General features: G+C 70.3%; 11 protein-coding genes and 1 pseudogene. 6 read left to right on the forward strand and 6 right to left on the reverse strand.

What is annotated here, in order from left to right:
- Nucleotides 1-6 precede the first annotated feature (6 nt).
- Nucleotides 7-915, forward strand: a complete 909-nt coding sequence (locus tag BMY74_RS43000) for a hypothetical protein (RefSeq protein ID WP_089927959.1) — start codon at nt 7-9, stop codon at nt 913-915.
- Here the strand turns inward: BMY74_RS43000 and BMY74_RS43005 are convergent.
- A complete protein-coding gene (locus tag BMY74_RS43005) occupies nt 912-2309 on the reverse strand; it encodes a serine hydrolase domain-containing protein (RefSeq protein ID WP_089927961.1) in 1398 nt (465 codons plus the stop codon). The genes BMY74_RS43000 and BMY74_RS43005 overlap by 4 nt on opposite strands.
- Nucleotides 2310-2576: 267 nt before the next feature.
- Between BMY74_RS43005 and BMY74_RS43010 the strand changes: the two genes are divergently transcribed.
- Entirely contained in the window at nt 2577-4805 is a 2229-nt protein-coding gene (locus BMY74_RS43010) for a S9 family peptidase (RefSeq protein WP_089927964.1), read from the forward strand.
- A 16-nt stretch (nt 4806-4821) separates the two neighbouring features.
- Here BMY74_RS43010 and BMY74_RS43015 read toward each other — a convergent pair.
- Nucleotides 4822-5290, reverse strand: a pseudogene (locus BMY74_RS43015) (aminotransferase class I/II-fold pyridoxal phosphate-dependent enzyme); the annotation flags it as partial.
- 102 nt (nt 5291-5392) lie between these two features.
- On the opposite strand from BMY74_RS43015, the gene BMY74_RS43020 reads away from it, so the two are divergent.
- On the forward strand, nt 5393-7084 hold the full coding sequence (locus BMY74_RS43020; protein ID WP_089927966.1) for a DUF885 domain-containing protein: 1692 nt from the start codon (nt 5393-5395) through the stop codon (nt 7082-7084).
- 22 nt (nt 7085-7106) lie between these two features.
- On the opposite strand, the gene BMY74_RS43025 is transcribed toward BMY74_RS43020, so the two are convergent.
- Nucleotides 7107-7754, reverse strand: a complete 648-nt coding sequence (locus tag BMY74_RS43025; RefSeq protein WP_245786721.1) for a GntR family transcriptional regulator — start codon at nt 7752-7754, stop codon at nt 7107-7109.
- Nucleotides 7755-8417: 663 nt separating this feature from the next.
- On the opposite strand from BMY74_RS43025, the gene BMY74_RS43035 reads away from it, so the two are divergent.
- Nucleotides 8418-8900 carry an SRPBCC family protein gene (locus BMY74_RS43035; protein WP_089927971.1) on the forward strand — a complete coding sequence of 161 codons (483 nt, stop codon included), beginning with the start codon at nt 8418-8420 and terminating at the stop codon, nt 8898-8900.
- Nucleotides 8901-9061: 161 nt separating this feature from the next.
- Here the strand turns inward: BMY74_RS43035 and BMY74_RS43040 are convergent, their stop codons facing one another.
- Complete coding sequence (locus tag BMY74_RS43040) at nt 9062-9748, reverse strand: DJ-1/PfpI family protein (RefSeq protein ID WP_089927974.1); 687 nt, start codon at nt 9746-9748, stop codon at nt 9062-9064.
- 70 nt (nt 9749-9818) lie between these two features.
- Here BMY74_RS43040 and BMY74_RS43045 point away from each other — a divergent pair, with 70 nt between their 5' ends.
- On the forward strand, nt 9819-10898 hold the full coding sequence (locus BMY74_RS43045; RefSeq protein WP_218159958.1) for a GlxA family transcriptional regulator: 1080 nt from the start codon (nt 9819-9821) through the stop codon (nt 10896-10898).
- Here BMY74_RS43045 and BMY74_RS43050 read toward each other — a convergent pair.
- Nucleotides 10864-11433, reverse strand: coding sequence for a hypothetical protein (locus BMY74_RS43050; protein ID WP_089927976.1), 570 nt, complete (start codon nt 11431-11433; stop codon nt 10864-10866). The genes BMY74_RS43045 and BMY74_RS43050 overlap by 35 nt on opposite strands.
- A gap of 14 nt (nt 11434-11447) precedes the next feature.
- Nucleotides 11448-12596: a zinc-dependent alcohol dehydrogenase gene (locus BMY74_RS43055; protein ID WP_089927978.1), complete on the reverse strand. Its 1149-nt coding sequence runs from the start codon at nt 12594-12596 to the stop codon at nt 11448-11450.
- A 321-nt stretch (nt 12597-12917) separates the two neighbouring features.
- Here BMY74_RS43055 and BMY74_RS43060 point away from each other — a divergent pair.
- Nucleotides 12918-13135: leucine zipper domain-containing protein (locus tag BMY74_RS43060; RefSeq protein ID WP_143091970.1), on the forward strand; the 218-nt coding region annotated here is incomplete at its 3' end.

A 13135-nucleotide genomic window follows, 5' to 3' on the forward strand; every position in this document is an offset into this window, starting at 1 on the left:
GACGCAGTGGCGCTCGACCCGACCAGACATGCCGATCCGGAACGCTGGGGCCTGGTCCCGGACGCGTACGTCCGCGACGTCTTCCCCGAGGAGGACCCGGTGCTGGCCCGCGCGGTCACCGCCGCCTCCCGCGGGCAGTGGCGGCAGGCCGCGGACGCGATGAAGCCCACCTGGGGCGACTGGGACGACCGCGCCCGCGTGACCCTGGCGCTGGCCCGCGAAGGCGCGCGCACGGACGAGTGGCTGAACACGTGGCGCGACGAGCAGCCGGACCGCGACCTGGCCGCCGTCGACGCGGCCGCGTGGGTGCTGGTGGCGAAGGAGATCCTCGGCGAGAGCGACGAGGAGGACCACGTGGACGGTTTCCACCGCGTGCTGCGCCGGGCCGAACGCGCGGCACGGCACGCGATCCACCTGGCCCCGCAGGACCCGACGCCGTGGTGGACGCTGGTCGAGGTCGCCGGCGGCCTCTCGTTCGACCAGGCGCGCTTCGCCGAGATCTGGCACGAACTCGTCAGCCGCGCACCGAGGCACCGCGCCGCCCACGAGGCCGCCCTGGAGTACTGGGCGGGGCAGTCGTCCGACGTGATGCTCGACTTCGCGGCGAACGCCGGCCCCTCGCTGGTCCTGCGGGCGGCGTTCCTGCTGGAGGACGAGGACCCGCTCATCTGGCGCACAGAACTCGTGGCCGACGCGGTGGACCAACTCCTGGCCGCGGACGAACTCTCGAACGACGACCGCGGTCACCTGGTCCTCGCGCTGTACGACCACAACCGCTTCGCCGAGGTGATCGAGCAGTTCCGGGCCCTGGGCGGCCGGGCGGACGGCGCACCGTGGAGCCGCTTCGAGGACCCGAAGGGCACGTTCCTGGAGTACCGCGCGAACTCGTGCCGCAAGGCCGCGCTCAAGATCTAGCCGACCCGCTCGGCGAGGAACAACAGATTCGCCACCCTGGGGCAGCCTGCGGAATCCGCCTCGTAGAACTCCATGGGCATCGAAGCCAGGGGCGATCCCTCTGGTCCTGCAGCCACCAGGAACCGGGATCGCTCGGCATCGACGCAGGTCATCGGGAAACGCGAGGGCTCCGTCGGGCCTCCCATCAGCCGGCCCGCATCCACCTGGGAGGCCTCTGGCTCGACCTGCACGTACAGGCTTCCGTTCGCGTCGCACGTGACCACGAGGTCGCCCTCCACTGATCCGTACCGGCCGACGTACAACGAGGGATCCACGGATTCGGGGGCGTCGGGAGGTGACGGTGGAGCCGGCAGTTCCAGGCCGAACTCCCGCTCGAGGATCTCGGCGGCAAGCGTCGAGTTCAGGCCGAATCCGGTGCCGCTATTGGTCAGGACCGCCACCGCGGCGTGCTGGTCCGGGATCACCCACAACGTGGACTGCATGCCGATGTTGCCACCGGCGTGCGCCACCAGCCGCCGATCGCCGACGTCGGCGATCCCCCATCCCAGCCCCCACCGGGGGTAGAGGAAGCCCCAGATGTCGGCCAGCGGTGTCTGCATCGCCGCCACCGACTCCTCCGACAGCACGCGGTGCCCGTCGGGTCCGAGCCCGCCGTCGAGGTGCATTCGGGCGAACCCGATCAGGGCGGCCACGTCGAGCCACAGAGTCGATCCTGCGGGCGCGTTGCCGAACCACTTGCGGAACAGCGGCGCCGGCGTCACGTCACCCGTGGCCGGGTCGACCAGGTGGCCGACCGCCGTCGAGCCCATGATCATGCGATCCGGGTAGGTCGTGGCGTTGAGGCCGAGCGGGCGCAGAATGCGCTGATCGAGTGCGTCGTCGTAGGTCTGTTTCGTGAGGACTTCGGCGATGCGTCCCAGCGTCACCATGCCGGGGTTGCTGTAACTCCACTGCTTGCCCGGCGTGCCGGGAAAGGGCACGGCCTTGAGCCGCTGCATGAACTTCTCGATGACGTCCGGTCCCGCCGGGTCGTCGGGGAAGAAGTTCCTGGGCAGCCCGGAGGTGTGGCTGAGCAGCATCCGCACGGTGACGGCCGCCGACTTGACCGGGTCCGCGAGGGTGAAGTCCGGCAGGTAGCGCTGGACCGGCGCGTCGAGCTCGACGAGCCCGTCGTCCACCAGCGTCATGATCAGCGACGCGGTGAAGACCTTGCAGATCGAGCCGGAGGCGAACAGGGTGTTCGCCACGACGGGCGCACCGGTGTTCATGTTCGCCACACCCGTCACGGCGCTGACCGTCTCCTCGCCGCGGAGGATCGCGACCGCGGCACCCGGCACGAGAGTGCTGGCGGCGAGTTCCGCCAGCCTCACCTGGAGTTCATCTGACGTCATCATGCGACGGACACTGCCACGGGGGAGCGGCCCGGCGCAGGCGCAAACCTTCGCATTGCTCCCTGTCCGGATTCGACAGATGTCGATCGGATCGTTCGCACGACAAGTGTGGATCGCGGTGCGGGTGAACTGGCGACGGATGTCGATGCCGAACGCGGCCGGGCCGGCAGTAGGTTGCCGGAACTGCCCAGCCGAACGCCCGAACCGATGAACGACCGGCTCGGCGAAGCGTGATCACATGATCAGTCCACAAGTGAGGATCGAGGTTCGATGAGCACCGGACACGCCGGCTTCGACCGGTTCATCGGGGGCCTGGACGGGCTCGTCACCGGCGGGACGATCCTTCCCGCCTGGTCACCGGACGGGAGGTCGCTCGCGTTCCTCGACGGCACCGCGGAGGAGCGCACCGGCCGCCTCGTCGACCTCGAGACAGGGGAGAGCACCCCGCTCGTCGCCGACGTGCAGGCGCTGCGCGAGGAAGTCCGAAAGGCCACCGGGAGGTCTCCGGCCGGACGTGGCCTGCCGTTCGACCACATCGCCTTCACCGGGCCGCGCACGCTCCTGGGCGTGGTCGGGCCGGATCGGGTGACCCTCGACCTCGACACCGGTGATGTCCGCGAGGTGCCCGAGGAACGGGCGGTCGACGTCCACACGGGATTCGCGGACAGCGTCCGCCGGACGCCGCGGGAGTTCCTGCGCACGCTGCCGATGGTCGACCCCATGAAGGTGCGGGAGCTGGTGTCGCCGGGAGGCGACCTGTTCGTGTCGACCGAGGGCGGCAACGTCGTGCTGCGCTCCGCCGCGGACGGGCGGTCCGTGCCGCTGACCTCGGACGGCACACCCGAGCACGAGTACCGGTTCGACCTGGTGGACCCGTCGATGGCCATGCTGGGCCTGGCCTTCCCCGTGTGCAACTGGTCGCCGGACGGCTCACGTCTCGCCGTTCACCGCGTCGACAACCGGGGCGTGTACCAGAACCCCCAGGTCCACCAGCTCAAGCGCGAGGCCGAGGTGGTCTTCCGCTACGACCCGCTGGCGGGAGGAAAGCTCGAACGCACCACGTTGCACGTACTGGACGTGCACGGCGGTGCGCCGGTGGAGCTGGACCTCGGCGACACCACCGACACCTATCCGGTGCACGCGGCCTGGTTGCCCGACGGCACCGCGCTGGTGGTCTTCGTGCTGAGCCGCGACTGCCGCCGGGCCGAGGTGCTGCTCGCCGATGCGAGGACCGGGGCCACGCGGTCGTTGTTCGTCGAGGAAGGCGAGACCTTCCTGCGCATCCACCACGACGTCTACTTCGGCAAGAAGATCGGCCTGTTCCTGACGCCGGACGGCACCCGGTTGCTGTGGCTGTCGGAGCGGTCCGGCTGGAAGCACCTCTACCAGTACGACCTCGACGGCGACCTGGTCGGTCAGCTCACCGACGGGAACTGGCCGGTGGACTACGTGTGCCGGATCGACGGCGAGCACGTGTACTTCACGGCGCACCTCGACCAGGCCCGTCCCTACGACCTCCACCTGGCGCGGGTTCCGCTGGCCGGTGGGGAGGTGGAGCACCTGACCGAGCACGCGGGGAAGCACTCGGCGATGTTCTCGCCGGACGGTGCCGTGTTCGTCGACACCTGGTCGACTCCGGCCGAGGCACCGCGCAGCGTGCTCCGGCGCAACGACGGGGCGCTGCTGTGCGAACTGTCCACAGCGGACGTGTCGCGTCTGGAGTGGACGCCGCCCCGCGAGTTCACCGCCACCGCCGCGGACGGGAGGACCGAGCTGTGGGGAACGATGTTCTTCCCGGCCGACTTCGACGAGACCAGGACCTATCCGCTGATCGAGTACGTCTACGGCGGTCCGCAGATCGCGGTCGTCCCGCGCGCCTTCCACGACGTGTTCACCCCGAGGGCACAGGCGTTGGCGCAACTCGGGTTCGTGACGTTCGTCGTCGACGGCCGAGGCACCCCGGAGCGGTCGAAGGCCTTCCACGACGTCGTGCACCGCGACTGGGCCGGTGCACTGGTACCCGACCACGCCACCGTGGTCGAGCAGCTGAAGGCACGGCACTCCTTCCTGTCGGACGCGCCGGTCGGAGTCATCGGGCACAGCTGGGGCGGCTACTCCGCATTCCGGCTCGCCGCCGAACGACCTGACGTCTACAGCGCCGCCGTGTCGTCCGCTTCGGGCTTCGACCCGTACTCGTCGGTGTTGTACGAGTGCTACCTCGGATTCCCCCAGACCGACGCCGACGCCTACCGCGACGCCGCGGTCTACCCCCTCGCCGAACGCATGTCGGCGGAGTTCATGCTCCTCTGCGGGACCATCGACCACTCCACCTGGTCCAACAACGTCACCATGAGCGAGGCCCTCATCCGAGCGCGCAAGCAGCACGAGTTCGTGGTCCTGCCGGGACAGCCGCACAGCTACGACGCCGCGCACAACAGCTACTACTGGCGCAAGGTGAGCGACTTCTTCCGCACCCACCTCGTGAAGACGTCGCAGTAGTCCGTCGCAGTAGTTCTCAGAGGGTGAACGCGCGGGCGGCGGCCAGTAAGGCGTCGTTCTCGTCGGGTTCGCCGATGGTCACGCGGGCGCCTTCGTCGACGAACGCCCGCACGACGACCTTGTGGTGGCGGCGACCTGCGCCAGTGCGTTGACGGAGAACGGCACGTGGACCTTGCGCAGCACGGCGACGTTGGTGTGCCCGGCCGCCCACTGCAGCGCGGTGCCGGCCGGGTTGTTGGGGTTGCGGACGAACAGCATCCGCGTGTTCAGGGTGATCGCGTCGAGGTCGTGGGTGTGCTCGTCGGTCAGCGGTACGCGGATCTGTCGGGCGCCGGAGACGTGCGTGACGATCGGGTAGGCCTCGAAGGACCTCCACGCGAACAGGACCTCATCACCGAGCCGCAGCCGACGGCGATGTGGTCCGCAGGTACGCCGATGCTGGTGGCCGCCTCGGCGATGGCCTCGACGACGCTGGGCAGAAGTCCGGCGGAGCCACGCGACACGTGTCGACAGATGTCTTGGTCGTCGGAGCCGGGGAGCGACACAAGTCGATTCCACCGCCATGCCCCCGTGGATAGTTTGGTCCGATGCCGGAAACAACTGACTCGATCGCGCTGCGGGCTCTTGCCGACCGTCTCTGGTCGCATCTCCGAGCGGGTGATCCCTACCTCGCGCAGCGGGCCGGCGATCCGGTCACGCGGCTCCCGCACGGCACTCCGGAGGAGGCGCAGGAAGACGCCGCGTTCGGGAAGCGGCTGCTCGCGGAGATCTCCGCACTGTCCGAAAAGGACTCCGACCTCGCCGTCGTCGTCGGGGAGTACGCCCGCAAGCTGGCGCGCGCCGACAACGACTACTGGTGGACCTTCCCGGTCGCGCCCTACCAGACCTATCCGTGGTCGTTGTACCGGCAGCAGGTGTTCGAGCCGTTCACCTTCGCGGACGGGGGCGACGTCTCCCGCTACCTCTCGCTGGTCGACGACTTCGCGAAGACCCTCGACGCCGCCCGCGGCAAGCTGGTCGCGCAGGCCGAGAACGGGATCGCGGTGCCGCGTCCCGCACTGCCGGGTTTCCTGGCCACCATTCGCGCGCACCGCGTGGCCGCGGCCGACTTCTTCCGGGTCGACGAGGCCCGTGCGGCCGGCCTCGGAGCGGCGGCGCGGGGCAACCTCCGCGACGACGTCGAACGCATCGTCGACGGGGAGGTGCTTCCCGCGTTCGACCGGCTGCTTGACCACCTGACCGGTCCTGGCGCCGAACGCGCCATCGAATGGGTAGGACTCCACCAGTACGCCGGCGGCGAAGATGCCTACCGCGCGCTCGTGCGGCAGTACGCGACCTATGACATCTCGCCTGAGCGGGTCCACGAGCTGGGCCTGGAGCAGGTGGCGCAGCTGACCGAGCAGCTGGCGGACATCCGTGGTGCTGCCGGGTTCACCGGTGACGAGGCCGCGTACCGCGCGGTGCTGCAGGCGGACGACCGCTTCCACGCACCCGACGCCGAGTCCGTCGCGCGCACCTACCGCAGGCACATCGCGGCGATCGAACCGCGGATCGGGGAGTGGTTCAGCGTCCTGCCGAAGGCCGAGTACGGCGTGCAGCGGCTGGACGCGGCGCTCGAAGCCGGGATGTCGTACGGCTACTACGAGCCGCCCGTCGCCTCGAACGTCGTGGGCCGCTACCGGTTCAACGGATCAGGGCTGGACTCCCGCGCGCAGATCTCCGCGGCCGCGCTGATCCTGCACGAACTCGTTCCCGGCCACCACTTCCACCTCGCTCGCCAGGCCGAGGACACCGGCCTGCACCCGGTGCAGGCCCAGGCGGCACCGGCGGAGTTCGGCGCCTACACCGAGGGCTGGGCCGAGTACGCCGCCTCGCTCGGGTTCGAGATGGGTGCGTACGACGATCCTTGGGACGCGTACGGCGCCTGTGTGCACCAGCGGTTCGTCGCCCAGCGCCTGGTCGTCGACACCGGCCTGAACCTGATGGGCTGGTCGCTCGAGAAGGCGCGGGAGTACATGGCGTCGATGACCATGGAATCTCCGGCCCAGGTCGCGTCCGAGACCCTCCGGTACGCCACGGACATGCCCGGCCAATGTCTCGGCTACCGGCTGGGAGCGACGAAGTTCTGGCAGTTGCGCCGGGAAGCGGAACAGGAACTCGGCGCCGCCTTCGACGTGCGCGAGTTCCACGAGGTCGTGCTCGGATCGGGAACGCTGCCGCTGACGGCCGTGGAACGCAACGTCGCCGCCTACATCGCCGGACGCGCGAACTCAGCCTGACAGGTCCCGAACCGGAGTCACGTCAGCCGTGCTCGGCCAACGCGCGCTCGGACGCGGCCTTCACGTGCGCCAGCATCTCCTGGGAGGCGACGACGGGATCGCCCGCCGCCAGCGCGTCCAGGATGCGCTGGTGCTCGTCCGCGGCCTGCCCCGCGTGCGCGTGCCCGGCCTTCATGAACAGGCGGAATCGCTGCACGTGCCCGCTGAGCGCGTGGAAGGCGCTTTCGAGGAACGGGTTGTCGGCCTGCGCGGCGATCAGGCTGTGGAAGCGGGCGTCCGAGCTCCAGTACAGGCGGAACGAGTCGGAGTCGGTGTCGGCGCTCGCGCCGGACCCGGCCAGCTCGTCGATGGTGACGGCGAGCTCGGCCAGGAACTCCGGCGTGCGGCGCAGCGCGCTCTCGGCGGCGATGGCCGGCTCGATCAGTTCGCGGGCGGCGGCGAGCTTCGTCATCTCGCGCTTGGTGAACACCGGCGCCACGAAGTAGCCGCGCAGGGCCTCGCGCTGCACGAGACCGGAGTGCTCGAGGCGTGCGAGCGCTTCCCGCAGGGGGGTCTGGCTGACCTTGAGCTCACGGCTGATCGCACCGATGTTGAGCGGTTCGCCCGGCTTGCGCGTCCCGTCCATCAGCTGTGTCAGCAGCACCTCGTACATCCGGTCCGCCAGCGGCACCTTGGCCAAGGATCCACCCCCATCACCTCGTCGACGGCTCGTGGCGTGCCGTCCGCGTGACACCGGCGAGACGACGATGTCACACGCCTATTCGTCACGCTCAGATGTGGTTCGGCACTCGCCGTGACGCCGTCCGGCTCGGCGCCCGACGGTGAACACATGTCGGGCCGGGAGCGCGGGCTCCTCGACATCCGTCGGTTGTGACGCGACTCCTTCAGTGTCCACACTGGACTTCTGCACGGGTCCCGTCGCTCGCGAAGGCAGGTGGTTGAGGCATGGAACCGCCCCGTCGCCGCCGGGGACCTGCGGGGCACGGACTGCTCGACCTGGAGACGTTCGCGCTGAACCCCTTCCCTCCCAGCGGGTGGACGGGGGAGTGCGACAGCTCGTGGCTCGACGACGAGACCTACGTCGTGCGGGTCACCGTCGACGGGTCCCGCGGGCAGGTGGTGGCGATTCCGGTCTCCATGTCCCAGGACGTCACGACCTGGCGAATCCCTCGTCCCCGAGCGCGAGGGATTCCGCCGTCCACCAGGTGTTCGGCGAGAGCGACCTGCCGGCCCTTCTGCGGCCGCAAGTTCACCGACCGCCTGCGCGAGGCCACGCCGGCGCGCAACCGACCCACCTGCGCCGCCCCGGCGCGGTCCACAAGGGAGATTCCGCATGACCGAGGCCCTCGAGACCATCGACTTCCTGACCCACAGCAAGGTGCGGGTGGAGGCCGGCGCGGCGACGATCTGGCCGCACGTCGTCGATGTGAGCGGATGGCGCCCCGGTCAGCGACTCGTGCACCTCAGCGGTGATGCGGGCGGTCTGGGCGGCCGGTTCCACGTGGCAGCACCGGAAGCCCTCGACGTTCCGCTCTACTACGTCGAGAACGTCGAACTGGTCGCGGAGCAGCGCCGCACGATCCGCCTCGACGGGCTGGACGGCTCCTTCATCGGGTTCGCGACCTGGGAACTGACCCCGGCCGGTGACGGCACGGTGGTCGCCTACGACGTCTACACCCGCGGCGCCCTGCTGCCGTCCGGCCAGTCGGCGCAGGAGTTGCTCGCCGGCGCCCAGCAGGTCATGGACCAGGGACTGGTGCACCTCAAGGAGTTCGTCGAGGGACGGGACCCGAACTCCCGCCGGGGATCGACCTGAGCGGATCACGCCCTCCGGGTGGTGACGATGATCGGTTCGTTGACCTTCGCGCGCGTTGCGGGGGTGCGTCCGGCGGCGGGCGGTCGATCACGTCGGCGGCACGTGCGCACCGCCCGCTGCCACTGCCGGCAGCGGGCTCCCGAAACGCCGTCCGAGGCCGATCAACCGTCCCTGCGGGCCGCCTGCATCCGCGGGACGATGGTGGTGAGCGTGTGCCGGCGGGTCTCCGGGCTGGTCGCCGCGACGAGGTCCACGCGCGGGTCCCACGGGTGCTCGAGCACGCCGGCCACCGCCTGGGCCATGTCGGTGTTCTCCAGCCGGTCGATCAGGTGCAGTGCCATGTCGATGCCGGCGGTGATGCCCGCGCTGGTCACCACCGGGCCGGAGTCCACCCAGCGCCGGTCGCGGACGACCTCGACCTCCGGGTGCTTCTCGGCCAGCTCGTCCAGGACGAGCCAGTGGGAGGTGGCGGCCCGGCCGTCGAGCAGCCCGGCCGCGGCGTAGACCATCGCGCCGTTGCAGACCGAGGTCATGATCGTGCCGTGCTCGGCGAGGGTCCGCATGCGGGCGAGATGGGCCTGGTCCGCGTGGAGCGCTTCGATGCCCGCGCCGCCGGGGTGCACGACGAGGTCGGGCAGGGGCTCGTCGTCGATCCCGCCGTCCGGGGTGACCGTCAACCCCAGCGCACAGCGCACGGGCGCCCCGTCGAGGCTGGCCGTGCGCACGCTCACCGGACGGCTCGCCACCGTCTGCCAGATCCGGAGCGTCTCCCACGGGCCGGTGAAGTCCAGTTCCTCGACGCCGTCGAAGAGGAGCACGGTGATGCGGTAGGGCCGCGTGTCTGTCATGCCCTCATCCTTCGTGGCCCGCCCCGCCGCGACGAGTAGCAGGAATGCCCCTGTTCGATAGGATTCCGCCATGACCGGATCGTCCCGGCGGCATCGCGTCGCGGTGCTCGCCCTCGGCGGTGTGCAGCCGATGGAGGTCGGCATGCCGTTCCAGACCTTCGGTCTCCACGACAGCCGCTACGACGTCATCCTGTGCGGGCGGTCCGCCGGGCCGGTGGAGACTCTCCACGGCTGGTCGCTCACCGCGCCCCACGGCCTCGACGAGGTCGTCACGGCGGACACGGTGATCGTGCCGGCCCACGGGGGCTCGGAGCGGGACACCCCACCGGACGCCACCCCGGACGTGCGGGACGCGCTCCGCGAGGCGCACTCCCGGGGCGCGCGGATCGCCACCATCTGCACGGGCGCGTTCGCCCTGGCCTCCACCGGCCTGCTCGACGGTCTGCGCGCGACCACCCACTGGTTGCTCACCGATGAGCTGGCCCGCCGGCATCCGCGCATCGAGGTCGACGCCGGCGCGCTCTACGTCGACAACGGCTCCCTGCTCACCTCGGCCGGGGTGGCCAGCGGCATCGACCTCTGCCTGCACCTGCTGCGCCGGGACTGCGGCGCGGCCACGGCGACGTCGATCGCCCGCGTGATGGTGGCCGCTCCCCACCGCGAGGGCGGCCAGGCGCAGTACGTGACCCGCCCGCCCGCGCCACCGAACCGCACCGAGCTGAGCGCGACCCTGGAGTGGGCCCTGCACCGCCTCGACACCCCGCTGACCGTCGCCGAGCTGGCCAGGCACGCCGCGGTCGCCGAGCGCACGTTCGCCCGGATGTTCACCGAGCAGCTCGGGATCAGCCCGATGAAGTGGCTCACGGCCGCCCGGGTCAGCCGCGCCCGCGAACTGCTCGAGACGACCGACGCCGGCATCGACCACATCGGCCAGGCGTGCGGGCTGGGAACCCCGGCGAACTTCCGCCACCACTTCCGGGTCGCGACGGGAACCACCCCGACCGACTACCGACGCACCTTCTCGTCCCGCATCGTCGACGATCTGGTCGGCGGCACACCAGCGCGATCGAGCAGCGCGTCCCAGCCGCCCGCACACCGGGTGCTTCAGGGCCCACCTACGACCGGCGGAGCAGCTTCCGCACCAGCGTGACCACGACCGCGACGGCCAGCACCCACGGGCCGGCCACGATGACCGGGTCCAGGACCTGGTGCTTGACGTCGGCCCGCTTCTGGCCGAGGCGGGAGGAGACGCCGTGCCGGGAGAACTCGCTCAGCACCCCCGTCTCGGTGACGGGGTTGTCCGGCCGGGCCGTCAGGAACGAGCTCAGGTGGCTCTCCCACGCGTCCACCCGGTCGGCGGCGAGCAGCAGCAGCCAGTGCGCGGCCCGCCCCTCGCTGTACTTCCGGTAGGCGAGCCGGCGGATCCGCCCGGACGCCCCTCGCGGCGGGCAGGAGGTGCCGAAGACGGGGGCGAGGAACTCGTGCTCGATCGAGCGCTCCCGCGGCCACTTCTCCGGTTGGCGGTTCGGGAACTCCCAGTGCGCGCCGGTCCGGTCCTCCTGCCACCGCAGCTTCGGCACGGACGGGCGGTCCTTCGGGTCCAGGTCCGCGCCCCAGCCCGGGATCCGGGCCCGCAACTGGTCGGTGGACTCGGGCAGCGGCGGTTTGTCCGACGTGTAGGTCATGGCGGTCGTCTCCTTCAGGCGGCGTTGGGCACGATCAGCGGCTTGATGCAGCCGTCGAGCTTGGCCGAGAACATGTGGTAGCCCTCCGCGATGTGCTCGAGCGGGATGCGGTGGGTCACGATGTCGCTGGGCTTGAGGTAGCCGTTGCGGACGTGCTCGAACAGCCGCGGCCACTGCCGCTTCACGTGGCACTGGTTCATCCGCAGCGTCAGGCCCTTGTTCACGGCGTCGCCGAACTTCACCGCGCTGAACATCGGGCCGTAGGCGCCCACCACCGAGATCGTGGCGCCCTTGCGGACCGAGTCGATGGCCCAGTTGAGCGCCACCGGGGAGCCGCCCTGGAGCTTCAGCTTGGCCGAGGTGACGTGCTGGGTGAAGTTGCCGTCCGCCTCCGCGCCCACCGCGTCGATCGCGACGTCCGCGCCGAGGAAGCCGGTGGTCTTCTTCATGTGCACCACGACGTCATCGCATTCGGTGAAGTTCACGGTCTCGGCGTGCGCGAACGCGCGGGCCTTGGCCAGGCGGTACTCGAGGTGGTCGACGACGATGACGCGCCCGGCGCCCATCAGCCAGGCCGACTTCGCCGCGAACAGGCCGACCGGCCCGGCGCCGAAGACCACCACCACGTCACCCTCGACGATGTCGCCGAGCTGTGCCCCGAAGTAACCGGTGGCCAACGCGTCGGTGAGCAGGACGGCGTCTTCGTCGTCCATCCACTCCGGAATGACGGTCGGCCCCACGTCCGCGAACGGCACCCGGACGAACTCGGCCTGGCCACCGTCGTAGCCGCCGCAGGTGTGGGAGTAGCCGTAGATGCCGCCGACGGCCGTGGCGTTGGGATTGACGTTGTGGCAGTTGGCGTACAGGCCACGTGCGCAGAACCAGCACGTGCCGCAGAAGATGTTGAACGGCACCATCACGCGGTCGCCGGGCACGAGGTTGCGCACCGAGGACCCGACCTCCTCGACCACGCCGATGAACTCGTGCCCGAACGTCATGCCCACGCGCGTGTCCGGCATCATGCCGTGGTAGAGATGCAGGTCGGAGCCGCAGATCGCAGCCATCGTGACCCGCACGATCGCGTCGTTCGGGTGCTCGACGACCGGCGGTGGCTTCTCCTCCACCCGGATCTTGTAGGGACCTCGGTAGACCATCGCACGCATGGCGTCTCCTTCGACCGTCACTCCGGTGGGACGCCGACGGACGCAACGGCGGGCCACTCGCGAAACCGGCAGGTACCCGCCGTTTCGGGGGCTAACCCGCTGCGCGCGGGCGAACGTCGATCGTGGTCGACGTCGGAGGGCGTCCGGCGTGATCCACTCCGATATCGGTGTCGTCGTTGGGAAGATCGAGCGGGGGCGGCCAGTTGGGGAGGGCTGCGTCGGCTAGTTGTATTGACCACGAGCGTTGTTGACGGGCCTTGATCATGGGGAAGGCCTCCGTGTGTGGTGTAGGTGTCGAATCTGCACCGCACGGAGGCCTTCGTGTCCCACCGTAACGCCCGCCTGACCGTTCATGGCAGGCGGCTTCTGATCACTCGCGTCCTGACAGGTCGGCCGGTCGCCCACGTGGCCGCCGAGATGGGCATCTCCCGGGCAACGGCCCACAAGTGGATACGTCGCTGGCGCTGCGAAGGCGAGGCCGGCCTGGCCGACCGCTCCAGTCGTCCGCTCACCACCCCGCATCGCACACCCGCCGACCT

It is taken from the genome of Lentzea albida, assembly GCF_900111005.1.
Taxonomy (GTDB): Bacteria; Actinomycetota; Actinomycetes; order Mycobacteriales; family Pseudonocardiaceae; genus Lentzea; species Lentzea albida.

What these genes read in the sequence shown, in the direction of transcription:
- BMY74_RS43010 (WP_089927964.1), top strand. Translation starts at nt 2,577, where the DNA reads ATGAGCACCGGACACGCCGGCTTCGACCGGTTCATCGGGGGCCTGGAC.
- BMY74_RS43005 (WP_089927961.1), bottom strand. Translation starts at nt 2,309, where the DNA reads ATGATGACGTCAGATGAACTCCAGGTGAGGCTGGCGGAACTCGCCGCC.
- BMY74_RS43045 (WP_218159958.1), top strand. Translation starts at nt 9,819, where the DNA reads ATGACCGGATCGTCCCGGCGGCATCGCGTCGCGGTGCTCGCCCTCGGC.
- BMY74_RS43035 (WP_089927971.1), top strand. Translation starts at nt 8,418, where the DNA reads ATGACCGAGGCCCTCGAGACCATCGACTTCCTGACCCACAGCAAGGTG.
- BMY74_RS43040 (WP_089927974.1), bottom strand. Translation starts at nt 9,748, where the DNA reads ATGACAGACACGCGGCCCTACCGCATCACCGTGCTCCTCTTCGACGGC.
- BMY74_RS43050 (WP_089927976.1), bottom strand. Translation starts at nt 11,433, where the DNA reads ATGACCTACACGTCGGACAAACCGCCGCTGCCCGAGTCCACCGACCAG.
- BMY74_RS43020 (WP_089927966.1), top strand. Translation starts at nt 5,393, where the DNA reads ATGCCGGAAACAACTGACTCGATCGCGCTGCGGGCTCTTGCCGACCGT.
- BMY74_RS43055 (WP_089927978.1), bottom strand. Translation starts at nt 12,596, where the DNA reads ATGCGTGCGATGGTCTACCGAGGTCCCTACAAGATCCGGGTGGAGGAG.